This window comes from Aureimonas mangrovi, from assembly GCF_014058705.1.
In the GTDB taxonomy this organism is placed as follows: domain Bacteria; phylum Pseudomonadota; class Alphaproteobacteria; order Rhizobiales; family Rhizobiaceae; genus Aureimonas; species Aureimonas mangrovi.
In genome coordinates this window covers 145,101-170,035 of the sequence record NZ_CP059692.1, presented here as the reverse complement: position 1 = coordinate 170,035, position 24,935 = coordinate 145,101, and the positions used below count along the sequence as shown (strand labels likewise).

Sequence of the window (24,935 nt, the reverse complement as noted above, 5' to 3'; positions counted from 1 at the left end):
TCGTCTGGTTGGTTGGTAAGTTGGTGGTCAACATCGATATGAAGCAGGGGGCATCGCCCCCCGCTCGTTACGTTCTGATAAGACCCAAGGCCCGGTAGACATCGGAGGCGGACGCGGAGGAGGCATTGAGCCCATCCCCGGCGTAGAAGCTTCGGCCCGTGCTCGGGTTTGCTAACGACGCCCACTCCTGTGAGAGGCGAAGGGCGAACTGCCGCTGGCTGATCCTGCCGGCCCGGAACGCGGAGTAGCCCCGGCGCTCCAAGAGTTGCATGGCAAGGCGGTCCTGAAGCTCCGGCGTGAAGCGTTCCTTGCCGGACAGACCAAGCTCCGACTTCAGGCCCCGGAGGGTCTTGAAGATGAACTGGTAGCGGCCGATTGCAGTGGACGCCGCGCCTCGCTTGCGGGCGGCCTGTTGTTCCCCGAGGACTTGATCCAAGGTGAGGGCCGAGAGGTCCCGCTTCGAGCCGGCCCTTCCGTAGACCGCGTTGTAGTTCCCGGCCGCCTCGTGTTGCCCGATGAGGTTGAGGAGGCGCGATGCACTCGGGTCGTTCGCCACGAAGGCGGAGCCCGGTGCGGTGTCCACAGTGTTGGCCGCAAGGGCCTCGTCGAGGAACGCGGAGGCTTGCTCGGGCGTGAGGCCAAGCGAACGGCTGTCCCCATCGCCCATGTCCGGGGAGGAGGGATCGTAGACCGCAGGCTGGTAGGCAGCCCCGCCGTCGCCGTGGGCCGACATCGGCTTGTAGCTCGGATCGGAGCGCTCACGGATGGCCCGCGTGGCGTCCTCCAGAGACATGCCGCTCCGGTCAGCATACGACCGGATGATGCCTTTCTGCCAATCGGGCAGGCCGTCGAACCACCCCGAGTTCGGAAGCTGGGCTTCGCCATCCGCTGGCTTAACGCTCGGGCTTAGCAACCCTGATGCGTCTGGCGGTGCTGGCGCAGGCGGGATGGTTGTTGGCGCCGTCTCGGGGCCCGCCACCGGGCCTTCTGTGTACGGGTTGGGAAAGCGCTCTTCTCCGCGCTCGTATGTCCCGGCCGCCGCCTTATCCAGCGGGTTCGTGCTCGGCTGGATGCGGTCTAGGATGATCTTGCCGAAGCGCCCCAGCGCCTCTTCGCGTTCGTAGGCCGAGGCATCCGGGTTCGCGATGGCCCACTCCATAACCATCCGGCGAAAGTCGTACTGCGCCTCTAACCCTTCGCGCGAGGTGCCGCCTACCGGATCGCCAAAGTCGGTGGAACCCTTGGTCTGTACGTCGATGGTATCAAGGAGCCGTCGCGCCGCGGCAGAGCCGAGCGCATCCTCAATGCGGTCCTCGTTCTCCTCGAAGCCCTTGGCGAAGGTGTGGAGCTTGGTGAGGTCTTCAGGATTGCTGATCGCCCCCGCATCGAACGCATCGACCACCGCCTTCACGCCGCCCCCGCGCAACACAGCATCGTAGACCGACATGAGAACGTCGGGGTCCGAAGAGCGCTCCGCCAAGTTCTTCCGCCACTCGCCTATGCGGGTGCGGAACGTCGGGTCCACGCGCTGCCCGGCTGCAAGCAACTCTTCAGGGACGGGCTCCCCGGCCGCCAAGAGGTCAATCGCTGTGCGCGTGGCGGCATCCTTCGCGGCTGCGTCCTCGCGGGTCTGCCGGGTGTGCGCATCGCTGGCGTACTGGCGCTCGACGGTCTCCAGTCTCTCCAGGGTCTGGAGGCGGAGCGCTTGGCCGTCTGCGGTGTCGCCGTAGGTGTAGTCCTGTCCGGGCACCGTCTGGTCAAACCAAGCGAGGAGGCCGGCGTCTCCCTTCTCCACGGCCTTGGCCGCGAAGGCTTCCATCATCGCCTTGTCGAAATCCTCCGGTCGGGCACCGCTGGCGACGATCCTCTCGCGCTCCGCAAAGGCCGCCGCGAAGACCCCCGGATAGTTGGTGCCCTCGGGGGACAGGAGGCCGGCATCGTCGCCATCATCGATATGCTGGTTGATCCGGGCGGTGTGGGCGGTGATGGAGCCGAGATAGGCACGGTCGCCACGGTACTTGATGTCGGCCGATGTGGCGCTTTCCTGAAGGCTGCGCACCGCTGGCAGGACGCCCGCCAACACGTCCGGGTCGTTGGTGCCGACGTTCGACCGGATGAACTCCTGAAGGAAGCCGGCGTGGAGCGAGCCGTCCGGGTCCTCGGCGTTCTTACCCTCCCACGCATCCCAAGCGGCACGGTAGCGATGCTGGAGGTTGCGGCCGATGGTTGCCCCTTCGGCTGCCTTGTAGGTCCGCATGTAGGTGCGGGAGTGATGGGCGGGGATTTGGCCGGTGCGGACAGCCTCAGCGTAACCCTCTTCGTTGTTCCTGAAGTGGTCCGCCTCGGCCCGCTTGGCTTCCTCGTCTCGGAAGCGCTGGGCTCGCTGGTCGGTGAAGGCCCGGAGTGCGGGGTCTAGCTGGGCGAGGGCACCCGCAAGCTGGTTGAGACCGGACGGGGCAGGGCGGACGTAGCTGTCCACCGGGGAGGCCGTGGGCCGTAGAAGCTCGGGAGTGCCCGCCGAGCGCATAGGGGCGCGTGCCATTATCGAGGCGTGAGGCCCCGTGACAGATGGGTAGGGTGCATGGGGATGAACCTTGGCTAAGTGGGATGGTGCTGGGGAGGGGATGAGACTTGAGGGGGTAGGCTTTTGGTTAGCCGTGGGCCGGAGGGGAGGCGCTCATCCCGAAAAGACCTCCCCTCCGGCCCGGCCGTAACCTCCCCGCGAAGGGAGGAACTCGTGGGCGGCTCTATGCCGCCGAAAGGGTGTCGCCTTCCGCAGGCGCAGCGGGCCGCTCACCGTGGAGCCAGTCTGCAAGCCCGAACGCGAGCGCGAGAAGCCGGGCGTACTGTTCCGCGTCGAAGTCCGTGGGAACGTCCAGTCGCGTGCGGTTGGCCTCGAAGCGATCCTTGGCGCAGGCGATGAGGTCCGTACGGCCGCGCACCGTAGACCGCAGAGACTTCCCCGCCGCCGTCACGGCATCCTCGCAGGACAGGAGGAGCCCGCCCCTTCGGAGGTCGTGGTGGTCCACTCCCGGCCGCTGCATTGCGACCTGTCCCGGCTGGGCGTCGGTGAGGATGCGGAGCACCTGGAAGACGTAGCCGTTCGGCCCTGGCGATGAGATGCGCGGGTAGTCCATGCGCTTCTTCGGGTCGGCCGCTGTGCGCTGGATCGTCAGGCGAAGCCCGAACGCCGTGGCCAAGTCGAGCCCCACGTAGTCGAGCGGCATCAACAGGCGCGGGGTGCGCTCCTGGATCGACACCGCCACCACCTTGCGGCCGTCGCGCTCTGTCACCTCTGCGGCGGACACGTTGCCCCGCTCGGCGTCGAGCATCAGGGCAGGGAGGAACGTTTCGGCAACCGCGAGGGCGGCTTGCGGGCGATCCGCATCGGCGTGCGGTTCGATGGCCAAGAGATACTGGAGGCGCCGCGATAGTGCGTCGGGCGGCAGGAAGTCGAGGGACAGGCAGGGCATCGGGATTTGCTCCGAGGTTGCGTGAGGACATGGCTTCGCCGTTCGCCCCGATGGGAGCGTTGGGCTAGGCAGGGAGTGGCGGAGGAGGAAGACGCTACGGCGCCGTTAAGCTACGCTTGGTAGGTATGTGATCGAATAGCAAGCGATGGAGGGTATCAGTCCGGCGAAGGGGCCGCCGTCTCTCATAGTTCTACCAGTTAGCTTTGGCCGCGAAAGCGCTTTGGCGCCCTCTCATGTGTGGAGGGAGATGTGGCCAGCGGATGCGCTTGAGGGGCCGTTTGTATCTCCTCATAGTGCAGGGAATTAATTGCGGTTTAAAATCAGCACGTTGAAGTGTCGCTTCTCTCTGCGTTTTCTCGCCCGTAGACTAGACGCCGCTGACCCGCTCCTCATATTGAAGCCAATTATTTTTCGGCGCCCATCCGGCGAAGAAGTAGTCGCTCTGCAAAACGGCGCCGAGGTCGAGAAGCCCTTGCTCCAGCGGCTTCGGAAGCAACTCCTCGGCCCGCTCCACGGCGTCGAGAGCGTCCATTCCCCTGGTCTCCACGAGGAGCGCCACGAGTACGCGACGGCAAGCCGCCTCCGGGTGCGGGCGGCGTTCGCTGGCTGGCCCCCCATAGCTAAGGGAATTAAGCTCTCTCATAGTGAGAACAGATGTTCAGCCGCTCTGTTCGATGCCACGCTCCACAATCCCATCTTCGGCGTGAAGACCCAGCGCCCGGACCCGCGCAAGGCAATCCTCAAGCTTCGCCGTCGCGGCCTTCCCGAGCGCACCGGCCTCACGCCTGCCGCCGTACGCCAGCTTCAGGTCCCCAGCCTCAAGCATCCCGTGCAGCTTAGACCACATCGCGAAGTGCGGGACCGGCTCGCCGTTCGCCTTGAGCCCACCCCGCGCAATCCACATGGGTGCCGAGCGGCGAATACGTCGGGTGAACGAACTGCGCCACGCGAAGAAGCGCAGGCGGATCGGCCCGTGGTCCTCCCCGAGGAGCGTGAGGGCGTGCTCAAGGCCATGCGCGAAGAAGGCTTCGAGGTCATCGGCTTCCCCGAGGCCCCACGCGAGGCGGTCCTCGAAGGCAACCACGTAGGCCCCGGAGCCGGGCGTGTCGCCACCCCGGATGCGGTATGCGTCGATGAAGATGGTGGTGAATTGCCGGGTGCTCTGCCCGGACGATAGGTCGGTCATGATGTCCGCCGTGATGGTTGCGCCGAGGGATGCCTTGGTAGGGCGGCGCCTTGGTAGGGGCGGTGTCGGGTGTGTGGCCCGGGTAGGGAGGCGTTCGGGCTTGCTAGGCCGCTATCAACTTGCGCGAAGGTCGGCCCGGTCCACGCCTCGAAAAGGTGGTTCCGAGGGTTGCCTCAAGCCGGGACAGGAGGTGATCGAATGCATGGTCCGTGGGGCGGCGCTGCATCGCCCTTGCCCCCATCCCGCCGATGCCGTTCACTGTGGAGCCGAAGACGGCCGCTAGGACAATGCGGGGAATGTTGAAGTGTCTGCGTGCCACCACTATGGCCGCCCACCGGGCTCGCAAGACATGCAGGTCATCGCAATTATTGGTCAGGAAGGTATCGGCTGGGACGCCGGAGAAATCCTCCACCATGTTCAGCGCGTCGATTGCCAGCATGCGGGTGTCGTTGCTGCGCTGGCCTTGATGCGCGATGTACTCATTCTCCAGCCGCCACCAGCGCCGCGTCCGGTCCATTGCCGGGGTGATCCGGTGGCGAACGTCTAAGTGGTCGCCCTTCGCGCGGAGCAGAGACCGAAGTGGACCGAACTGCCTTTCGCGGGCTTGGGTCGTGCGGTCGAACCATGCGCGAGAACAGGCGATGTTGCCTTCGGCTGTCGTGAAGCCAACCATCTGCCCGTTGGGGGCGGGCTCACAGGGAAAGACTGCGATGATCCGCTCGGGGTCCGTGGGGTCCTGCCGGAACAGGACGATGCGGACGATGGGAAGGACGGAATGGTGCCGCCCGACCGGAGAGAAGGCCGCGTTGGCGGTGATGTTGTCGGTGTCGAATGGCAAGCCGAGGGCGTTTGCCGACACAAGTGTGTCCAGCATCGTTTATGCTCCGTGAGCGCAAGGGTTTCGTAACGGTGATACGATTACGTGGCCGCTTGCTTCACGTCAATCAAAATCGTAACGAGGTTCTGAATGCTGCCTGTTCAATCTAAGATGGCTCGCGCAGCACTTGGCCTCGGTGTCCGTGAATTGGCTGCACGTGCGGGTGTCTCGCCGGATACGGTGGCGAGGCTGGAGCGGGGAGAGGAACTTAAGGCCAGCACGGTAGCCAGCATCCGGGCAGCATTGGAGCGAGCGGGCGCCGTTTTCATCGAGGCCGATGGGGACGGACCGGGTGTCCGGCTGAAAGGCGGCCGAACTCCATTGGATTGAGCGGCGCTGAGGGTGGGGTCTCGCCGGGGCCGTTGAAAGAGCGGGTCTCGGAACGGTCACATTCGGCGCACAAGACAACTCCACCCTACCAAGGCAGACCGATCAACCAAGGCACCACGTGCGCTGCGTAACAGGCGCTCGCTTGGTGCCGTGTGTCAGATGTTTGCCGATGCCGGTGCTCGTCCGCCGCCGCACTCTCTATCAACGCCGTTCAGCGGCACGCAGCCGCGCATGAGGCCTCCCTTGCTGCGACCGGCTGCGGCCGCTCAGCTACTCGCTGTTTCACCTCGCAAGCTGCGCGAGCTAACCCGTGACGGGGCTTTGCCGTACGTCGATCTTGGGTGCGGCGGTCGGGAAGTTCGGCGCTACGATCCGGCAGACATCGACGCCTTCATAGGGAAGCGCAAATGTCAGTCTTTAAGAGGTCAGATCGCAAGCCGTACTATTTCGACTTTCAGTTTAGAGGACAGCGCTATACGGGCTCGACTGGATGCACGTGTCGCAAAGATGCGGAGCGGGTTGAGGCCGGGCTCAAGCGGGAAGTCAAAGATGCGGTGATGAAAGCTCGCGGCCGCCCCTTGGCTTTTGATGCGGCCGTTGTGCGGTTCCTCTCGGAGGTGGGCAGGTTTCACGCCGATGCCAGCGGGACAGAGCGCTACTTCGCCTGGATGCTCAACGAGCTTGGGTGGTCTACCCTCCTCACCGCCATCACCAACGCGGAGGTTGCCCGCCTCGTGGCCAAGCGCCGTGGGGAAGGCGTGAAGCCCGCCACGGTCAACCGCAGCCTAGTGGAACCTCTGCGCAACCTCCTGCGGCGTGCCGAAGAGGTGTGGGAAGTGCCAGTCGCGAAGATCGCCTGGAAGACCCACCGCATGAAGGAGCCCCAGGAGCGCGTCCGCGAGGCCAGCGTGGTGGAGGAGGCCGACCTTCTGGCCCGCATCCCTGACGACTACCGTCCGGTGATCCGCTTTGCGATCCTGACGGGGTGCCGCCGCGCCGAGATCGTCGGCTTGCGCTGGCACGCGGTGAACTTCTTCCAGCGTGAGTTCCGGGTGACGGGTAAGGGCGACCTCTCCCGCACCATCCCCATGACGGATGAAATCCACGCCCTCCTGTGGTCCCTCAAGGATCACCACAAGACAGCGGTCTTCACCTTCGAGGCCCAGCGCACCCGTGAGGGCCGCACCAAGGGCAAGCGGTATCCCATCACGGTCAACGGATTGCAGACCGCTTGGAACCGGCACGTCCGGCCCTTCGTGGAAGACTTCCGGTTTCATGACATGCGGCACACTGCGGCCACCCGTCTGGTGAGGCGCACGGGGAACTTGCGGCTGGCTCAACGCCTCCTCGGGCACACCAACGTGGAGACGACCAGCCGCTACGCGCATGTGACCCACGAGGACTTGAGGGCGGCGATGGAGGCTGGCGCGTTATGAAGACCCTCTTCCTCCTCATGGCCCGCTACGACGCCTTGCCGGTGATCCCCATCGCCACCGTGGCGGCTGACTTCTTCCCGCACCTCGGCACGCAAAAGCTCCTCCGCAAGATTGGGGCGGGAGAGATCGCCCTACCGTTGACCAGGATTGAGGGGAGCGCGAAGGCGGCGAAGGGGGTCTACCTTCAGGACCTTGCGGCGTACATCGATGTGCAGGCGGAGGCGGCCCGGAAGGAGTGCCGACAGCTTAACGGCACGGCGCCGGCAGCATACTGCACTGATCGGTGCACTATGGCCTCACGCCTCGACGGGAAACTTCGCCTTGAGCGTTAGGCCCGTTGTGGGGTCACGGCGAACTTCGATCACGTAGAGCTCTCCCGTCCCGCGCTCCACGATGGGAATGCGGCGGAGGAGGGGAATGCGGCGAAACTCACTCGCGGTCATCTGGAAACTCCCCGGGGTGCGCCGTCAGCGTCCCTTCAAGCCCAAACCTCAAGCGCCTTACTGGCTCCGGCCGGGTCGTCCTTGATGCGGTAGATGGTCTGGCGGGAGAGGCCGGTGGACCGCGAAACCTCCGCCACGCCCAAGCCCTTGCCGAGAAGGTCCCGAACGGCCGCCACTTGGTCCGCCGTGAAGCTGGGCTTGCGGCCTCGATAGACCCCGCCTTCCTCACCGCCCTTCGCCTTGGCAGCCGCAATGCCGGCCTTCTGCGCTTCCTTCGTGGCCTCCGCCTGGGCCTGCGCCATGGCGGCCATGAAACCCACCAGCGCGTCCCGTACGGCCGCCGACATGGGGTCCTTGGCCTGTCCGTCGAAGACCATCCCGTTGATGATGGTGCGGATGGTGACACCTCGTCGCATGAACTCGCGGATAGTGTCCGTCACGTCCTCGTAGTTTCGCCCGAGGCGATCCACCCAGCGCACCACAAGGGTGTCTCCGGGCCGCAGCATGTCGAAGAGGCGCCGGCCTTCGGGGCGATCCTTCATCTTCACCGCCACCCCGGAGACGCCATGGTCCGCAAGCACGTGGTCGAAGGTAAACCCCGCGGCTTCCGCTTGGGTCTGTTGATGAGAGAGGGTCTGTTCCGAGGTGGAGACGCGAGCGTAGAGGATGGTGGCCATGGCGGACGGTCCTTCCGTGAGTGTCCGAAAGAGCATTGTCCGAATAAATGCATGTCCGAATGGGCGATGTCAACCCTAACGGACGCCGAGCACGACGCCTTCGCGCTGTCCGCTACGGTATGCCCTAGCGGACACTATGCATCTTGGCGCGCCTGTTGCCCTCGACGGATGCGATCACGAACTTCAGCTATCGCCTACCATGAGCGCTCTACCCGCCATTATCGACTTGGCATCACCTTTCGCATCAACCGGCGCAGCGCCCTCACGCTCGCTGCCACGTTGGCGGCATCGTGGATAGCCTCGTGCAAAGCCTCCGGGTCTGCGGGCCGCTCGGGGTCCACGCTTTGAAGGAACGAAAAGACGTTCTGGATCCGCCTGTCCATCTGGTCCAGAGCCGCCACCAATCGTTCGTCCATGCCTGCCCCTTGCGCTGCGGCCCGATGGCATCTTCCTTCACGGCGGCGAGGGGATCGACCGGGTGGGACCTAGCTCTACGGCTGGCGCCAAGTCACTCCACTGCGCTCGCCGGGGCATACCCCCGAGCTTTTCCGTGGGTGCGCGGGCGGGGTGGGGTACCGGGGGGAAACTCGCCTCCGCTCCCTCGTGATACGGTGTGTCGCATACGGGACCCGTGGTGAAGTCGAGAACCGGACGAGCCTACCTGTGGCTAAGCAAGTAGGTGACTGCGGATGCGCAAATGCCAAGCATCAATATAGCATCCGCCTCGCTTACCGCTGCATCGCCGTTTTCAAGCAGCGGATGCCGGATGCCCTCCTCGTCACTGGAGTACCCATAAAGGGATGTTAGGCCGCGCTTGAATGCAGTGTGAAGCCGCCGCTCCTGCTCGACCGTGGCCAACGCATCGGAAAACTTCGAGGAGCCCGTAAGGGATCGCGCGGCCGACTCAATAGCTTGCATGCTCTCCCGCACGCTGTCCGCGAAACTGCCGAGTGCTGCGGCGTGAGCAGCGGCCTTGAGGTGGGTGCGTGCGCCTTGCAGATTGGCGCTGTCCAATGCAGTGAGAGCTCCTAGGAGAGCCTGCCCCTCCTCGTCAGATGCCAGCGGCACAATATCGTGATCGTCTACTAAACGATATGCGGAGCGCTCTTCGACCAGAATGGACGCCACGGCCGACGTGAACCCGCGAGCATTGTAAGATCGGAGCAACCATTCGGTTACACCAAGGACGATGTGCGGCTTTCCATTCTCGTAGACCGGCTTAAGGCGGTCGGCATGTCTATCCAACCTGTCTGTGACAGTGTCGGAGAAGACGCCGAACTTACGGACATACATGTCCAGCAGTGCCACTTGCCATCGTGGTGAGACGCGGCGGTATCCACTCTGGAAGGTGGATGACGATTGTAGGCTCTGGTAGAGTGCGTGCCACAAGCGGGCGCGGATGACTGACGTAATGTGTCCACGCTCAAGCTGGGACGGCAGAGCGTCGATGCCTTCGGCCTGCTCAAATGTCATTTCACGTCGAAGCATAAGGGGTCCCGCCGACTCGATGGCGCTACCATAGCATCGCTCACCACAACTTAGGCAGGGTTATCAAGGCCACACGTGTGTGCTACAAACCTTCCGACGCAAGTACGTAAACCCCTATTTCGCAGGCGTTTTTGTCGATCCGGCCACGGTCCTTTCCTGGGCACCAATTCCCCTGATTGTTCAGGGAAGCCCGATAGTTAAGCCGTGACAGTCGATTGAGGCCTGGTCAGCATCTTTGACCCGGTGATCGGCATGGTGACGCAGCCCTACTGCATCGCACTGGTCGTCGCCGCGCGTGTCGCGAAGCGTCCGGTGCTGGCCCTCTCGTGCACCTTCTCCTCCCGCTAGCCGATGCCGAGCACGCGGCGCCTCGATACGACCTTGCGCGGATCGGCCGCGTCGGGTCATTGCAGGCGCGATAACGCATAATTCCCCGCGAAAGCGTCGCATCGTCTCGCACGAAGACGCTCCCGGATCTTAAAACCGAGCATCGGGCCTTGAGAGAACCAAGGCCGCCTTCAGGCCCGCGCCTTCAGGGACACGACAGCCCATGACCCAGCTCCGGATCACCGCCGGCCCCTTCACCTTCGATGCCGTGCTCGAGACGGAGCGGGCGCCGCAGACCTGCGAGGCCTTCCTGAAGGCGATGCCGTTCGCCGGGCAGATCGTGCATGTGCGCTGGAGCGGCGAAGGCCTCTGGATCCCGCTCGGCGATCGCGATTTCGGCGTCGGCTACGAGAACCACACCAGCTATCCGGCACCGGGACAGATCATTCTCTACCCGGGCGGCATCAGCGAGACCGAGATCCTGCTCGCCTATGGCGGGGTTCACTTCGCCTCGAAGATGGGGCAGCTCGCCGGCAACCACTTCATCACGATCACCTCGAACCTCGACAAGCTCACCGAGCTCGGCCCGATGACGCTCTACAAGGGCGCGCAGGACATCCGCTTCGAACTGGCCTAGGGCCGCGTCAGCACTCCACGACATTGACGGCGAGCCCGCCGAGGCTCGTCTCCTTATAGCGCTCGTTCATGTCGAGGCCCGTCTGGCGCATCGTCTCGATGGCGACGTCGAGGGCGACGAAATGCGTGCCGTCGCCGCGCATGGCGAGCGAGGCGGCGGTGACGGCCTTCACCGCGCCGAAGGCGTTGCGCTCGATGCAGGGGATCTGCACGAGGCCGCCGACGGGATCGCAGGTCATGCCGAGATGATGCTCGAGCGCGATCTCGGCCGCGTTCTCGACCTGCTCCGGCGTTCCGCCCATCAGCGCGCAGAGGCCGGCGGCGGCCATCGCCGAAGCCGAGCCGACCTCGCCCTGGCAGCCGACTTCGGCGCCCGAGATCGAGGCGTTATGCTTGATGATCCCGCCGATCGCCGCCGAGGTGAGGAGGAAATCGCGCACGTCCTCCATGCCGGCCTTCGGGTAGAACTGCAGCCAGTAGCTGAGGACGGCCGGCACGACGCCCGCCGCTCCGTTGGTGGGCGCAGTGACGACGCGTCCGCCGCCGGCATTCTGCTCGTTGACGGCCATCGCGTAGAGCGACAGCCAGTCCGTGGCGCCCAGCGGGTTCGGCGTGTTGCGGCCGCGCTCCTCCTGCAGCTTGAGATGAAGCTGGCGGGCGCGGCGGCGCACCTTGAGCCCGCCGGGCATCACGCCCTCCTGCGTCAGCCCGCGCTCGACGCACCCCTTCATCGCGCCCCAGATCGCGTCGAGCCCGGCGTCCAGCTCCGCTCCGGCTGGGCGGGGCCACGACCCGGTGAGGATTTCCTCCAGGAACCGCGCTGCGGCCGTCATCGGCCCCATCGTGTGCGAGCTCGAAGGCCCGATGCCGATCTTGTAGAGGTCGAAGACGGAGAGAAACATGGCAACTCGCGGGAGGGCCGGGCACGCATTCTTCGGCGCGCCGATGTCCGCGCACCGGCCATCATAGGACCGGCGATCGCCTCCGGCAAAGCGGGCGGGCGACGTTCCCCGTGAAGAACGCGACGGCCCCGGCGCCTCAGGCGGCCGTGCGCAGCACGAAATGGCCCTCGCCGACGGCCTCGTAGCGCCGTTCGGGCGCCACGTAGTCGAGCGGGCGCACGGGGCTCTTCAGCTCGCCGGCCTGTGCGGGCGGCAGGCTGCCGCGTCGGCCGGGATCGGGCAGCGGCACCGCGTCGATCAGGCGGCGCGTGTAGGCGTGCGCCGGATTGTCGAAGACGGCGCGGCGAGGGCCGATCTCGACGATCTCGCCGAGATACATCACCGCCACGCGGTGGCTGATGCGCTCCACCACGGCCATGTCGTGCGAGATGAAGAGATAGGCGAGGCCCATCTTCTCCTGCAGGTCGAGGAGGAGGTTGGCGACCTGCGCCTTCACCGAGACGTCGAGGGCCGAAACCGCCTCGTCGGCGACGATGAGCTTCGGCTCGAGGCCGAGCGCGCGCGCGATCGAGATCCGCTGGCGCTGGCCGCCGGAGAATTCGTGCGGATAGCGCTCGGCGACCGAGGCCGGCAGGCCCACCTGTTCGATCAGCTCGCGCGCCCGTTCGCGCGCCGCGCTCCGGCCCATCAGCCCGTGCGAAATGATGGGCTCGGCGATCGCCGCTCCCACCGTGATGCGCGGATTGAGGGAGGCGAAGGGGTCCTGGAAGATCATCTGCGCGGCGCGCCGCATCTGGCGCAGCCCCCTGGCGCCGGCCGAGCCGACATCCTGCCCCTCGATGCGAACGCGTCCCGCGCTCGGCTCCAGAAGCCGCAGGATCGAGCGGCCGGTGGTGGACTTGCCGCAGCCCGATTCGCCGACGAGCGAGAGCGTCTCGCCCGGATGGACGACGAAGGAGACGTCCTCGACCGCGTGGACGCGCCCGCCCGGCACCTCAAAGCGCTTGGCGAGGTTCTCGACCTCGAGGATGGGGGCGGCCTCGGCGGCCGGCGCGCGCGTCTCGCGGCCCTCCTCGAAGACGCCTGAGACGGCATCGACGCGCGGGAAGCGGCGCGGCAGATGCGTCTCGCCCATCGAGCCGAGGCGCGGGATCGAGGCGAGGAGCGCCTTGGTGTAGGGCTCCTTCGGCGCGGCGAAGATGGCGGCGGTGTCGCCGGTCTCGACCATGTCGCCGCGCAGCATGACGAGCGTGCGGTCGGCGACCTCGGCGACGACGCCCATGTCGTGCGTGATGAAGAGAACGGCCATGTTCTCCTCGCGCTGCAACTCGCGGATCAGATGCAGGATCTCGGCCTGGATCGTGACGTCCAGCGCGGTGGTCGGCTCGTCGGCGATGAGAAGGCGCGGGCGGCAGGCGAGCGCCATCGCGATCATCACGCGCTGGCGCATGCCGCCGGAGAACTTGTGCGGATATTCGTGCAGGCGCTGCCGGGCGGCGGGAATGCGCACGCGCTCCATCAGGCGCAGCGCCTCGGCCTCGGCTTCACTCCGGGAAAGCGCGCGATGCAGGATCAGCGCCTCGGCGAGCTGGTTGCCGATCGTGAAGACCGGGTTCAGCGAGGTCATCGGCTCCTGGAAGATCATGCCGATCCGCCCGCCGCGCACCTTGCGCATCTCTTTCTCGGGAAGGGCGAGAAGGTCCTGCCCCTCGAGCATCACGCGTCCCTGCGTGCGGGACTTTCCCGCTGGCAGAAGCCGCATGGCCGAGAGCGCGGTCACGCTCTTGCCCGAGCCCGATTCGCCGACGATCGCCAGCGTCTCGCCGGCGGCGACCGAGAAGGAGATGTCCCGGATCACCGGGTTCCACGTCCGCCCGGAGCGGAAGGCGGTCGTCAGCGTCTCGACGGAGAGGATCGGCTCGGCCATCGGATCAGACCTCCCTTGCGAGGCGCGGATCGACGAGATCGCGCAGGCCGTCGCCGACGAGTTGCAGCGACAGGACGGCGAAGACGATCGCAAGACCGGGGAAGAGCATTAGCCAGGGCGCGTTGTTCATGTATTCGCGGCCCGAGGCCAGCATCGTGCCCCAGGTCGGCGTGTCGGAGGAGGCGCCGACGCCAAGGAAGGACAGGCTGGCCTCGGCCAGCATGGCGGTGGCGAAGATGAAGGTCGCCTGCACCAGGATCGGCGAGGCGAGGTTCAGAAGGACGTGACGCAGGAGGATCTGCCATGTCGGCAGGCCGAGCGCGACGGCGGCCTCGATATAGGGAAGCTCGCGCAGGACGAGCGTCGAGCCGCGCACGATGCGGGCGAGGCGCGGCGCGTAGGTGATGCCGAGCGCGATCACGACATTGACGAGCGAGGGGCCGAGCGCCGCGACCAGCGCGATGGCGAGGAGGATGTCGGGAAACGACATCATCGCGTCGAGAAGGCGCGAGATCGGCGCGTCGAGGCGGCGGAAATAGCCGGCGATCAGGCCGAGGAAGACGCCGAGGACGGTGGCGATGGCGACGACGCCGAGGCTCACCGACAGCGACACGCGGCCCGCGTGGATGGCGCGCGAGAAGATGTCGCGGCCGAACTCGTCGGTGCCGAAGAAATGCTCGGCCGACGGCGGCTTCAGCCGGTTGACGATCGAGAGCTGGTTCGGCGCGTAGGGCGCGACGAGGGGCGCCAGCAGGGCGGCGAGGACGACCACCGTCAGGATGATCGCGCCGAACAGGATCGCGCGGTTGCCGAGGAAGCGCCGCAGCCCGTTCGCGAAGGGCGAGGAAAGCGAAAGCAGGGTCACGAGCGCACCCTCGGGTCGACCGCGAGATAGAGCATGTCCACCGCGAAATTGATGACGACGTAGATCGCGGCGACGACGAGAAGCGCCCCCTGGATCACGGGATAGTCGCGCCGCAGGACGGCCTGCACCACGAGATTGCCGACGCCCGGCAGGCCGAAGACGGTCTCGGTGACGACGGCGCCGGCCACCAGGAGCGCGATCGAAAGACCGATCACCGTGATGATCGGGATGAGGGCGTTCTTCAGGGCGTGCTTGAGGACCACGCGCGCGGGGCTGGCGCCCTTGGCGCGGGCCGTGCGCACATAGTCCTCGCCGAGGACGTCGAGCATGGCGGCGCGCGTGAAGCGTGTGATCAGCGCCGAATTGACGATGCCGAGCGCGACGGCCGGCAGCACGAGGTGCTGCAGCCGCTCGAGGAACGGCGTGCCCGGCCCGCCGTAGCCGGAGGCGGGAAACCAGCCGAGCGAGACGGCGAAGGTCTGAATCAGGACGAGGCCGAGCCAGAAGCTCGGGATCGAGGCCGCGATCATGGTGATGCCGACGACGATCTGGTCGAACAGCGAGCCGCGCCTGACCGCCGACAGGATGCCGACGGGCAGGGCGATCGACACCGCGATGATGATCGAGAAGAGCGTGAGGAAGAAGGTCGGCTCGGCGCGCGCCGCAAGGGCGGTCGTCACCGGCTGGCCGAGGAAGATCGACTGGCCGAGATCGCCCTGCAGGACGTCCGCGACGAAGCGGCCGTATTGGACGAGGATCGGCGCGTCGAGGCCGAGCCGCGCGCGAAGGGCGGCGATGTCCGCGGGGGTGGCGTCCGAGCCGAGCATGACGGCGGCCGGGTCGCCCGGCGTCACGCGCACGATCACGAACACGACTGTGACGACGAGCGCCAGCACAACCGCCATGCCGGCGACGCGCTTGAGGAACGCGACGAGCAACCGGGACATCGCCTCTTCTCCTTGATGGACGCCGCCTCAGCTACGCGGCGTGACGTTCCAGAAGCGCGGCCAGTAGGCCGGCTCGAAGCCGGAGACGCCGTCGGCAAGGCCGCCCAGCGCGTTGAAGTTGCCGACCTTCACCAGCGGCGCGTCGTCGTAGATGACGGTCTGGATTCGCTCCCAGGCCGCGAAGCGGTCCTCGTCGCCGACAGCGTTGAGGAAGGCCGACACGGCCTCCGCCTTCTGGTCGGAGGTGTACCAGCCGGGATAGGTGTCGGTGATGGTGTTCAGCGTCGTCGGATCGCCGGGGAAGTTGGAGTGGGTGATGAAGATGTCCCACTGCGCCGGGTCCGCGCGCCGCGTCGTTAGCGTCGCCCAGTCCACCACCTGCAGGTCCACGTCGAAGCCGGCGGCCTCCAGATAGGCCTGCGCGACCTCGCCGGTGGAGTAGTGGAAGCCGTACTGGCGGCTGGTCAGGATGCGGATCGGCGTGCCGTCGTAGCCGGCCTCCTCCAGAAGCGCGGTGACGGCTGCGGGGTCGGGCTCGCCGTAGCGCTCGACGCCGGCCTCGGTGTGCCAGAAGAAGCCCTCCGGATAGAGCGCGCCGTCGACGCCGAAGAAACGCTCGTCGTTGAAGGCGGCGAGCATCAGGTCGTTCGGATTGAGCGCCGCCTGCACCGCCTGGCGAAGCGCCTTGTTGGTCAGCGGGCCCTCGGCCATGTTCATGTTCAGCGAGGTCCAGCCGGCGTTCTCGAAGATCACCGGCGTGACGTTGGAGGCGCCATCGACACGCTCGAAGGCGCTCACGGGCAGGGCGTCGGCATAGTCGTACTGGCCGGCGAGCAGGCCCTCGACGCGGGTGTTGGCGTCCGGCACCGGAACGAAGCGCACCTCGTCGGCGATCGCCTCGCGGCGGCCGGCATAGTTGGAGGGCTCGCCCTCGGGCGAGACATACTCCTCGAAGCGCACGAGCTGGGTGTACTGGTCGGGCCGGCGCTCCTGCAGCCGGTAGGGGCCGGTGCCGACGAACTGGGTCAGCTCGCCGTCGGTCAGGGTCTCGGAGGGCAGGATCGGCGCCCAACCCTGGCTCAGCGTCGCGAGCAGCGGCGAATAGCGGGTGCTCAGCGTGATGACGACCGTGTCCTCGCCGTCGGCCTCAACGGAGGAGACGACCTCGGCGACCTGGCGGCCCTTGGAGTTGGTCTCCATCCATCGCTCGAGGGAAGCGACGACATCGGCCGTGTCGAGCGCCGAGCCGTCGTGGAAGGTCACGCCCTGGCGCAGCGGGATGCGGTAGGTCAGGCCGTCCTCGGAAATCTCCGGCATGTCGGCGGCCAGCAGCGGGCTCGGCTGCCATTCCGCGTCATAGGTGTAGAGCGTCTCGAACATATGCTGGGTGATCGTCAGCACGATGTCGGTCGGCGTCTGCATGGCGTCGAGCGTCGGCGGCTCGCCGATCGTGGCGACCGTCAGGACACCGCCGGCGGACTGCGCGAGGGCGACGCCGCTCGTCCCGGCCATCAGGGCGGCAACGCCGGCTGCAAGAAGCATTCTCTTCATGGCAACGGTTCCTGTTTCTCTTGGGTTGGGCGGTTCCTCAGCCTTCGAGGCCGAGGGGGTCGGGCACGCGCGGCCAGAGCTCGTGGCTCGCCTTGCGGTAGGGGGTGGTGGCCGGATCGTTCGGGTAGCTCGTCGGCGCGACGACGTAGAGGATCTCCGACGCCACGGGCGCAAAGCCCGCATGGAAGTGGTTGGTGGATTTCACCAACAGGATGTCCTTGTGCGCGAAGTCGACGCCGAGATTGGAGAAGATCGTCGGCTCGTAGGTCTGCGTGCGGCTGGTGATCAGCACCACGTCAATCTCGGTGCCCGCGAGGCGCACGACGGCGGCGCGGCCGAGCGTGACCCGGCTGTTGCGGAAGCTCTGCCAGCCGGCCTCCTCGACGCGCATCACGGTGACGCGCGCGTCGATCGGCTCGCCGCCGTGATGGGAGGACTTGCCGCCGAAGCGCAGCTCGATCTCGGCGCCCTCGCCGGCGGCATGGCAGAAGGAGACCGCCACCGGGTCCCAGATCGTCGCCACCGCGACGCGTGTCATGCCGCGTTCGATCATCCGGCGTAGGATGAAGGTCGCGTCGCCCGCCACGCCGCCCCCCGGATTGTCCCAGACGTCGGCGACGACGACGGGCTTCGATGTATCGGCGACGCGAACCTCGAGGGCGCGGGAGAGCGCCGCCTCGGTGTCCAGCATCGGCATCGCCGTCTCGCGCCGCAGCGCGTAGAGCTCGTGGCCGAGCGTCTCGGCCAGTTCATCGCCCGCCGCCTTCGCGCCATCGGTCACGACGACGATGCGCGTCCCCATCTCCGGCACGTCGCCCGCCATGAAGCCGTGGATGACGGAGACGGAGAGGACGCCGTTCCGCCCTTCCATCGCCTTCAGCCGGTCGACGAAGGAGCGCATCGGCTCGCGGCTCGTCGGGTAGATTGTGATCATCCGGCAGTCGAAGGTGGAGATTACCGGGCGGATCTCGCCGCGCAGCGTGCGCAGGGCGAGATCGACGACATGCTCGCCCCGCTCCTCGAAATCGGTGTGCGGAAATTCGACGAAGGCCGCCATCAGGTTGAGCTGGCTCACGCGCAGCGGCGTCAGGTGCGAATGCGGGTCGAACTCGGCCGCGACGAGGATCTCGGGTCCGACGATCGCGCGCACGCGCTGGAGAAAATCGCCTTCCGGATCGTCGTAGCCCTGCGCGACCATCGCGCCGTGAAGGCCGAGGACAACGCCGTCGACCGGCATCGCGGCCTGAAGCTCGGCGAGGATCGTGTCGCGCAGATGCTCGTAGGTCCGGCGCTGGATCAGGCCGGCCGGCTCGGCCCAGCAGGACGTGCCCTCGATCGCGGTGAAGCCCTCGGCTCGGGCGCGCCGGCGCAGGATCGGCACGACCGACGAGCACAGCGTCGGCGTATCGGGATGCTCCCCCGGCCCGGCGTAGAAGGCGGCCTTGAAGGAGGCGAGGTCGGTCGGCACCGGCGAGAAGGTGTTGGTCTCGGTGGCCAGAGAGGCGGTGAAGATGCGCATCGCCCTACCTCGCATCCGCCAGATGCGGCGCCAGCGCTTCGGCGGCGCGCTTCAGACTGTCGAGATAGGCCGCATGGTTGCGCCGCGCGTCGTCGCGCGGGGCGACGATGCACAGCGTGGCGACGGATTTGCCGTCCTCGCGGCGCACGGGCACGGCGAAGCAGTGGGTGTAGCTGTCGAGCGCGCTGTCGAAGGTGAAATGGCCGGCCGCGCGCGCGCCCTCCACCTCGTCCAGAAAGCGCTCGCGGTCGATTGCGAGGCCGCCCGGAAGCTCGAAGTCGCCCGGCTCGGTGAAGGCGACGATCTCCTCGCGCGACAGGTGATCGACGAGGAGCCGGCCGGAGGCTGTCCAGGTGAAGGGAACGCGCTCGCCGATATCCGTGGAGATGCGGAAGGGGCGCGAGCCTTCCTTCATGGCGGCGACATAGTAGCGGTTGCCGTCGAGGCGGCAGAGCTGCGCGGTCTCGCTCGTGTCCTCGACGATGCGCGACAAGGCCGTGTTCACGGCCGCCTGCCGTCCCGAGACCGAGGCATAGGCGGCGCCGAGGAGATAAAGCCTGTCGCCAAGGAAGAGGCGCCCGTCGCCGCAATCCTCGAGAATGCCGCGTTGCAGGAGAAGGCCCGTCAGCTCGTAGATGGAGGAGCGCGGGGCGCCGAGGAGCGTCGCCAGCTCGTTGGCGCGCAAGGGGCGGCGCGCGCTCGCCAGCGCGTCGAGCATGTCGAGGGCGCGGTCGAGGCCGCGCGCCCGTGCGCCCTTCGCCCTGCCGTCCTCTGCCCTGTTCAGCCCGCCGTCCATCGCCTCGCCCTTACTTCTTGCGATAGGCGACGCAGTCGATCTCGACCTTGCAATCGACCATCATCGAGGACTGGACGCAGGCGCGGGCCGGCGGATTTTCGGTGAAATACTCGGCATAGACGCCGTTGAAGCTCCAGAAGTCGCGCGGATCGTCGAGCCAGACGCCGACGCGCACCACGTCCTCGAGCCCGTAGCCGGCCTCCTTCAGGATCGCGATCAGGTTCTCCATCGTCTTGCGGGTCTGCGCGACGATGCCCCCGCCGACGATCTCGCCGTTCTCCATCGCCACCTGGCCGGAGACGTAGAGCCAGCCATCGGCCTCCACGGCACGGGCGAAGGGGAGGGGCTGTTTGCCGGCACCGCTCTCGCCGGCGCCGTAACGGGTCAGGGTCATGTCAAGTCCTGCAATATGTCCAATATAGCGGACACGTGTCTGAAATTTCGGATTGACGTATAAGGAGGCCTGCTGCATTTCTTGTCAATCGGATTTTTAAGAAGGGATTTCCCGATGGCCGCCAGCGCGCTTGAAACCGTCGAGACGCCCGCCGTCCTCGTCGATCTGACGATCGTGAAGGCCAACATCGCGCGCTTTCAGGCCCATGCGGACGCGCAGGGGCTGAAGGGGCGGCCGCACATCAAGACGCACAAGCTGCCGCAGATCGCCCGCCTACAGATCGAGGCGGGGGCCGTCGGCATCACCTGCCAGAAGGTGAGCGAGGCGGAGGCGATGGTGGCGGGCGACCCGGCGATCCGCGACGTGCTGATCACCTACAACATCTTCGGAGCGGAGAAGGTGAAGCGGCTTCGTGCGCTGGCCGAGCGCGTTGCGCTGGCGGTCGTCGCCGACAACGAGACGGTGGTCGCCGGCCTGTCGGCGGGCTTTGCTGGCGCCGCGCAGCCCCTGCGCGTGCTCGTCGAGTGCGACACCGGCGGCCAGCGCTGCGGCGTCCCGTCCCCCGAGGCCGCGCGCGATCTGGCTAAGGTGATTGAGGCGGCGCCGGACCTCGCCTTCGAGGGGTTGATGACCTATCCGGCCGCGGGCGGCGCCGAGGCGGCGGCGGCCTTCCTGACGCGGGCCAAGGCCCTGATCGAGGCCGAGGGGATCGCCGTTCCACGCGTCACCTCGGGCGGCACGCCCGACATCTGGCGCTCGCGCACCGACGGGATCGTGACCGAATACCGGCCAGGCACCTATGTCTACAACGACCGCTCGCTGGTGGCGCGGGGCGTCGCGAGCCTCGACGAATGTGCGCTGAGCGTGCTCGCCACCGTCGTTTCGGTGCCGACCGAACATCGTGCGATCATCGATGCCGGCACCAAGGTGCTGACCTCCGATCTTCTCGGCCTCGAAGGGCACGGCGCGGTGATCGGGAGGCCGGACCTTTCCGTCGACCAGCTCTCCGAGGAGCATGGCCGCATCGTGTCGGCGGGGCCGATCGGGCTGAAGGTCGGCGACCGGGTGCGCATCGTGCCGAACCACGCCTGCGTGGTGACGAACATGGTGGACACGGTGCACGTCCTGCAGGAGGACGGCCGCGTCGAGAGTTGGCCCGTGGCCGCGCGGGGCAAGGTGGTCTGAGACTCCGGCGCTTCACATTCGCCGTAAAACCTGTAAGCCGGGCCGAACCTTCTCGCGAGACGAATGACGGCCCATGACCATCCGCGTCCATAAGAACGATCTGCCCGACCTTTCCCGCTACACCGGCTCGGTGGCCATCGATACCGAGACGCTCGGCCTCGACACGCGGCGCGACCGCCTGTGCGTGGTGCAGCTGTCGCCGGGCGACGGCACGGCCGACATCGTGCAGATATCCAGGGGCCAGCGCGAGGCGCCGAACCTGACGGCCCTTCTGGCCGACGAGACGAAGACCAAGATCTTCCACTACGCCCGCTTCGACATCGCCGCGCTCTACCACGCCTTCGGCGTGATGACCCGGCCGGTGTTCTGCACCAAGATCGCCTCGCGCCTGACCCGCACCTACACGGACCGTCACGGCCTGAAGGATTTGACCAAGGAGCTGATCGGCGTCGATCTCTCCAAGCAGCAGCAGTCCTCGGACTGGGCGGCCGAGACGCTGTCGCAGGCCCAGCTCGACTATGCCGCCTCGGATGTCCTCTATCTGCACGACCTGATGGGCGTGCTCTTGAAGCGCCTCGAGCGCGAGGATCGGCTGAACCTTGCCCGCGAGAGCTTCGCCTTTCTGCCGACGCGCGCGCGCCTCGACCTCCTCGGCTGGGACGAGGAGGACATCTTCTCGCATTCCGTCAACCGGAGCTGACGCCCTACAGAATGGGGACGTGCGGCGCGCTCTCGCGCGGCAGAAGGCCAGACAGGCGCGGGTCAGGCGCGAGCTCGATCCGCCGCTCCACCGGCCGGAAGCCGGAGCGGATGTAGAAGTCCAGCGCGCGCGGGTGGTCGAGCGTGTTGGTGTGCAGCCAGAGCCGGGAGACGCCCTGCGCGAAGGCCGCCGCGATCGCGTGGTTCATCATGACCCGCGCCGCGCCCGAGCCGACGAGGCCGGGCGTCACGCCGAAATAGACGATCTCGCAGGCGCCTTGCTGGCGAAAGTCCAGCTCGAGAAGGCCCTCGGCAGCGCCGTCGATCATCAGCGCGTGGACATGCACCTTCGGGTCGGCGAGCGTTCCGGCGAGCGTCGCCTCGTCCATAATGAGCCGCGAATACCAAAGATGCGGCGCGCCGACGCGGCTGTAGAGGTCGCGGTAGGCCTGCGGGTCCGGCGCCCCGAGGCGCTCCAGACGCCACCCACCGTCCGCGCGTTCCGGGCGTGGCGAAGCCGCCTCTCGCATTTCCAGAACCGTCACCACTGCCGCGATCCAGCCCTCGCGCACCGTCTGGAAGCGTTCGCCCAGCGCCATCGTGTCACCCCGTCTCAAGTCTCGCGACGGCATCGGCCCTTCGGCCGCGAATGGCAAGGGGGTGTCGCGGTGAGCGGGGAGGCGGCCATTCTCCAATGATCTATTAAATTGGTATTTTATGATTGTCGCGCGGCGCGTCGGGCGCGCTAGCCTCGGGTCTCTCGAAACGGCGCATGAGCGCCCGTGCAGCGAGGTGCGACCATGCTGAAGACCCTGATCGTTCCCGGTCTCGACGGCTCGGGACCCGACCACTGGCAGCGCGAATGGGCATTGAACGACGAGACGGCCGATATCGTCGAGCAGGAGGACTGGGCGCGCCCGGACCTCGCCGGCTGGCTTCATACGCTGGAGGCCCGCATCGTCGAGGCGCCGGGCGCGGTGCTCGTCGCCCATTCGCTCGGCTGCGCGCTCGTGGCCCATCTCGCCGACCGCCCGGCCGCGGCGCATGTGGCGGGCGCTCTCTTGGTCGCACCCGCCCAGACGCTGCGCCTTGCAGAGGCGCGGCCCGATCTCGCCGATTTCCGCCTGATGGAGCTGAAGCGCCTGCCGTTCCCTTCCATCCTGGCCGCCTCGCGCAACGACCCCTATCTCACCTGGCCGGAAGCGGAGGCCCACGCGGCCGGCTGGGGCTCGGCGCTCGTCGATCTCGGCCATGCCGGTCACGTCAACACGCAGAGCGGTTACGGTCCCTGGCCGGACGGGCCGGTGCTCGCGGACGGCCTGCGCGGCGACCGGCCGGGCCGCGCCCGCGCCTGGCGCTGGTGGAGCGCGGTGCCAGGCGTTCCCGGCCCGGCCCATGATGTCGGTCTCGGCCTCAACTGACCTGACGGACATTCTTGTGTTTCGGCGCGAAACCCTCCAAATCCGGGCGGACTTCGACAGGACGCCCGTTTTGACAGACCCAGACGACGTCGCCTTGCCCGGCGCGCAGCCCTCGCATTCCCACCCGGCAGACCCGCTCATCCGCTTCGAGAAGGTGGAGAAGCGTTTCCGCGCGCCCAAGGGCGGCGAGGAGTTCGCCGCGCTGAAGGGCGTCGACCTCGCGATCCCGGCCGGCTCGATCACCGGCATCATCGGGCGCTCGGGCGCCGGCAAGTCGACGCTGGTGCGCCTCGTCAACGGCCTGGAGAGGCCGACGGCTGGCCGTGTCGTGGTCGACGGCGTCGACATATCCTCGCTGGGCGAGCGGCAGCTGCGCGACGTGCGTCGGCGCGTCGGGATGATCTTCCAGCACTTCAACCTTCTTTCCTCGCGCACCGCTTTCGACAACGTCGCGCTGCCGCTCGAGATCGCGGGCGTCCCTCGCCGCGAGATCGCCGAGCGCGTGACCCCGCTTCTCGAACTCGTCGGCCTCGCCGACAAGGCGGGCAACTATCCGGCCGAGCTTTCGGGCGGCCAGAAGCAGCGCGTCGGCATCGCCCGCGCGCTCGCCACCAGGCCCAAGGTGCTGCTCTCGGACGAGGCGACATCCGCGCTCGATCCCGAGACAACGCGCCAGGTGCTCGCGCTCCTCAAGACTATCAACCGCGAACTCGGCCTCACCATCATCCTCATCACCCACGAGATGCAGGTGGTGCGCGAGATCGCCGGTCATGTCGCGGTGATCGAGGCCGGCCGCATCGTGGAGGAAGGCGACACCTATTCGGTGTTCTCGGCGCCCCAGCATCCGACGACGCGCCTTTTCCTCGAGGGCGTGACGGGCGTGCGCCTGCCGGCCTTCCTCACCGAGCACATGACGGACGATGCGAGCGGCGCGCGCGAGGCGGTTCTGAAGATCGTCTTCACCGGGCCCACCGCGACGGACCCGATCCTCTTCGAGCTCGGACGCGAGCTGGACCTGAAGGTCAACATCATGGCGGGTGCGGTCGAGGAGATCGACGAGCGGCCCTACGGCACGCTGGTCGTCACGCTCGACGCCGCGCGCCTTGCCGAGGCGCAGCGCTTCATCGAAGCGCGCGGCCTGAAGACGGAGGTGCTCGGCCATGTCCGCTAACATGCTGTGGCTGATCTGGGGCGCGACGCTCGACACGCTCTTCATGGTGGCCGTCTCGGCCGCCATCGGCATCGCGCTCGGCGCCCCGCTCGGCATCTTCCTCGCCAATTCGCGCAAAGGCGAACTGTTCGCCGCCCCGGCGCTGAACACCGCCCTCGGCCTTGTCGTCAACGCGACGCGCTCGACGCCCTTCATCATCCTCGTCGTCGCGATCATACCGTTCACGCGCCTCGTCACCGGCACGTCCATCGGCACGACGGCCGCGATCGTGCCGCTGACGGTGGCGACGATCCCCTTCGTCGCCCGGCTAGTGGAATCGGCGGTGCGCGAGGTCGACCCCGGCCTCGTCGAGGCGGCGCGCGCCATGGGCGCGAGCCCCGCGCAGATCGTCTGGAAGGTGCTGGTGCCGGAGGCGCGGCCCTCCATCACGCTCGGCATCACGCTGACGATCGTCTCGCTGATCGGCTATTCGGCGATGGTGGGCGCGGTCGGCGGCGGAGGTCTCGGAGACCTCGGCATCCGCTACGGCTACCAGCGCTTCATGCCGGAGATGATGCTGGCCGTCGTCGTCGTCCTCATCCTGCTCGTCCAGATCGTCCAGACGAGCGGCGACCTTCTGGCGCGCCGTTTCGACAAGCGCGCCCGCAAGAACTGACCCTTAAGAACAATCCAACAGGAAAGAGCC

Annotated in this window: 24 protein-coding genes and 3 pseudogenes; 10 read left to right on the top strand and 17 right to left on the bottom strand. The window is 67.0% G+C overall.

The window, feature by feature from the left end; translation table 11 throughout:
- Window positions 1-67: 67 nt before the first annotated feature.
- The 5 genes from H1343_RS00815 to H1343_RS00795 all read right to left on the bottom strand — a co-directional run bounded on the left by H1343_RS00815 (window position 68) and on the right by H1343_RS00795 (window position 5,533).
- Window positions 68-2,527: a lysozyme family protein gene (locus H1343_RS00815; RefSeq protein WP_185984113.1), complete on the bottom strand. Its 2,460-nt coding sequence runs from the start codon at window positions 2,525-2,527 to the stop codon at window positions 68-70.
- 220 nt (window positions 2,528-2,747) lie between these two features.
- On the bottom strand, window positions 2,748-3,473 hold the full coding sequence (locus H1343_RS00810; protein WP_185984112.1) for a hypothetical protein: 726 nt from the start codon (window positions 3,471-3,473) through the stop codon (window positions 2,748-2,750).
- 367 nt (window positions 3,474-3,840) lie between these two features.
- Entirely contained in the window at window positions 3,841-4,005 is a 165-nt protein-coding gene (locus H1343_RS00805) for a hypothetical protein (protein WP_185984111.1), read from the bottom strand.
- A 126-nt stretch (window positions 4,006-4,131) separates the two neighbouring features.
- The gene (locus H1343_RS00800; RefSeq protein WP_185984110.1) at window positions 4,132-4,659 is read right to left on the bottom strand and encodes a hypothetical protein; all 528 of its coding nucleotides are present in this window, start codon (window positions 4,657-4,659) and stop codon (window positions 4,132-4,134) included.
- Window positions 4,660-4,762: 103 nt separating this feature from the next.
- Window positions 4,763-5,533: a hypothetical protein gene (locus H1343_RS00795; RefSeq protein WP_185984109.1), complete on the bottom strand. Its 771-nt coding sequence runs from the start codon at window positions 5,531-5,533 to the stop codon at window positions 4,763-4,765.
- A 93-nt stretch (window positions 5,534-5,626) separates the two neighbouring features.
- On the opposite strand from H1343_RS00795, the gene H1343_RS00790 reads away from it, so the two are divergent.
- The 4 genes and pseudogenes from H1343_RS00790 to H1343_RS00775 all read left to right on the top strand — a co-directional run bounded on the left by H1343_RS00790 (window position 5,627) and on the right by H1343_RS00775 (window position 7,634).
- A complete protein-coding gene (locus H1343_RS00790; RefSeq protein ID WP_210270057.1) occupies window positions 5,627-5,866 on the top strand; it encodes a helix-turn-helix domain-containing protein in 240 nt (79 codons plus the stop codon).
- A 159-nt stretch (window positions 5,867-6,025) separates the two neighbouring features.
- A pseudogene (locus H1343_RS17165) lies at window positions 6,026-6,211 on the top strand (helix-turn-helix domain-containing protein); the annotation flags it as partial.
- A gap of 62 nt (window positions 6,212-6,273) precedes the next feature.
- The gene (locus H1343_RS00780) at window positions 6,274-7,302 is read left to right on the top strand and encodes a tyrosine-type recombinase/integrase (RefSeq protein WP_246333184.1); all 1,029 of its coding nucleotides are present in this window, start codon (window positions 6,274-6,276) and stop codon (window positions 7,300-7,302) included.
- Window positions 7,299-7,634: a pyocin activator PrtN family protein gene (locus H1343_RS00775; protein WP_185984106.1), complete on the top strand. Its 336-nt coding sequence runs from the start codon at window positions 7,299-7,301 to the stop codon at window positions 7,632-7,634. The genes H1343_RS00780 and H1343_RS00775 overlap by 4 nt, the downstream gene beginning before the upstream one ends.
- 146 nt (window positions 7,635-7,780) lie before the next feature.
- Here H1343_RS00775 and H1343_RS00770 read toward each other — a convergent pair whose 3' ends face one another.
- Together H1343_RS00770 and H1343_RS00760 are read right to left on the bottom strand one after the other, a co-directional pair.
- On the bottom strand, window positions 7,781-8,422 hold the full coding sequence (locus H1343_RS00770) for a recombinase family protein (RefSeq protein WP_185984105.1): 642 nt from the start codon (window positions 8,420-8,422) through the stop codon (window positions 7,781-7,783).
- A 657-nt stretch (window positions 8,423-9,079) separates the two neighbouring features.
- Window positions 9,080-9,910 (bottom strand): hypothetical protein, encoded by an 831-nt coding sequence (locus H1343_RS00760; RefSeq protein ID WP_185984103.1) that lies wholly within the window; start codon window positions 9,908-9,910, stop codon window positions 9,080-9,082.
- 550 nt (window positions 9,911-10,460) lie between these two features.
- Here H1343_RS00760 and H1343_RS00755 point away from each other — a divergent pair.
- Window positions 10,461-10,874, top strand: coding sequence for a DUF3830 family protein (locus H1343_RS00755; protein ID WP_185984102.1), 414 nt, complete (start codon window positions 10,461-10,463; stop codon window positions 10,872-10,874).
- A 7-nt stretch (window positions 10,875-10,881) separates the two neighbouring features.
- On the opposite strand, the pseudogene H1343_RS00750 reads toward H1343_RS00755, so the two are convergent.
- From H1343_RS00750 to H1343_RS00715, 9 genes and pseudogenes are all read right to left on the bottom strand, one after another.
- A pseudogene (locus H1343_RS00750) lies at window positions 10,882-11,640 on the bottom strand (L-serine ammonia-lyase); the annotation flags it as partial.
- 75 nt (window positions 11,641-11,715) lie between these two features.
- Window positions 11,716-11,775, bottom strand: a pseudogene (locus H1343_RS17160) (serine dehydratase beta chain); the annotation flags it as partial.
- Between the two features lie 136 nt (window positions 11,776-11,911).
- Complete coding sequence (locus H1343_RS00745; protein ID WP_185984100.1) at window positions 11,912-13,702, bottom strand: ABC transporter ATP-binding protein; 1,791 nt, start codon at window positions 13,700-13,702, stop codon at window positions 11,912-11,914.
- 4 nt (window positions 13,703-13,706) lie between these two features.
- On the bottom strand, window positions 13,707-14,567 hold the full coding sequence (locus H1343_RS00740; protein ID WP_185984099.1) for an ABC transporter permease: 861 nt from the start codon (window positions 14,565-14,567) through the stop codon (window positions 13,707-13,709).
- Window positions 14,564-15,514, bottom strand: a complete 951-nt coding sequence (locus H1343_RS00735; protein ID WP_425484610.1) for an ABC transporter permease — start codon at window positions 15,512-15,514, stop codon at window positions 14,564-14,566. Before H1343_RS00735 ends, H1343_RS00740 begins: the two co-directional genes overlap by 4 nt.
- Before the next feature lie 27 nt (window positions 15,515-15,541).
- A complete protein-coding gene (locus tag H1343_RS00730) occupies window positions 15,542-17,065 on the bottom strand; it encodes an ABC transporter substrate-binding protein (protein ID WP_185984098.1) in 1,524 nt (507 codons plus the stop codon).
- 37 nt (window positions 17,066-17,102) lie between these two features.
- The gene (locus H1343_RS00725; RefSeq protein ID WP_185984097.1) at window positions 17,103-18,584 is read right to left on the bottom strand and encodes a M81 family metallopeptidase; all 1,482 of its coding nucleotides are present in this window, start codon (window positions 18,582-18,584) and stop codon (window positions 17,103-17,105) included.
- 4 nt (window positions 18,585-18,588) lie between these two features.
- Window positions 18,589-19,380 (bottom strand): IclR family transcriptional regulator, encoded by a 792-nt coding sequence (locus tag H1343_RS00720; RefSeq protein ID WP_425484609.1) that lies wholly within the window; start codon window positions 19,378-19,380, stop codon window positions 18,589-18,591.
- A gap of 10 nt (window positions 19,381-19,390) precedes the next feature.
- Entirely contained in the window at window positions 19,391-19,774 is a 384-nt protein-coding gene (locus H1343_RS00715; RefSeq protein WP_185984096.1) for a RidA family protein, read from the bottom strand.
- A 114-nt stretch (window positions 19,775-19,888) separates the two neighbouring features.
- On the opposite strand from H1343_RS00715, the gene H1343_RS00710 reads away from it, so the two are divergent.
- Window positions 19,889-20,959, top strand: a complete 1,071-nt coding sequence (locus H1343_RS00710) for an alanine racemase (protein ID WP_185984095.1) — start codon at window positions 19,889-19,891, stop codon at window positions 20,957-20,959.
- Window positions 20,960-21,032: 73 nt separating this feature from the next.
- A complete protein-coding gene (locus H1343_RS00705) occupies window positions 21,033-21,659 on the top strand; it encodes a ribonuclease D (protein ID WP_185984094.1) in 627 nt (208 codons plus the stop codon).
- Between the two features lie 4 nt (window positions 21,660-21,663).
- On the opposite strand, the gene H1343_RS00700 is transcribed toward H1343_RS00705, so the two are convergent.
- A complete protein-coding gene (locus tag H1343_RS00700; protein ID WP_185984093.1) occupies window positions 21,664-22,257 on the bottom strand; it encodes a GNAT family N-acetyltransferase in 594 nt (197 codons plus the stop codon).
- Window positions 22,258-22,458: 201 nt separating this feature from the next.
- On the opposite strand from H1343_RS00700, the gene H1343_RS00695 reads away from it, so the two are divergent.
- From H1343_RS00695 to H1343_RS00685, 3 genes are all read left to right on the top strand, one after another.
- A complete protein-coding gene (locus tag H1343_RS00695; RefSeq protein WP_185984092.1) occupies window positions 22,459-23,079 on the top strand; it encodes an RBBP9/YdeN family alpha/beta hydrolase in 621 nt (206 codons plus the stop codon).
- 94 nt (window positions 23,080-23,173) lie between these two features.
- Window positions 23,174-24,250, top strand: coding sequence for a methionine ABC transporter ATP-binding protein (locus H1343_RS00690; RefSeq protein ID WP_425484671.1), 1,077 nt, complete (start codon window positions 23,174-23,176; stop codon window positions 24,248-24,250).
- The gene (locus tag H1343_RS00685) at window positions 24,240-24,905 is read left to right on the top strand and encodes a methionine ABC transporter permease (protein ID WP_185984091.1); all 666 of its coding nucleotides are present in this window, start codon (window positions 24,240-24,242) and stop codon (window positions 24,903-24,905) included. Before H1343_RS00690 ends, H1343_RS00685 begins: the two co-directional genes overlap by 11 nt.
- The last annotated feature ends 30 nt before the right edge of the window (window positions 24,906-24,935 follow it).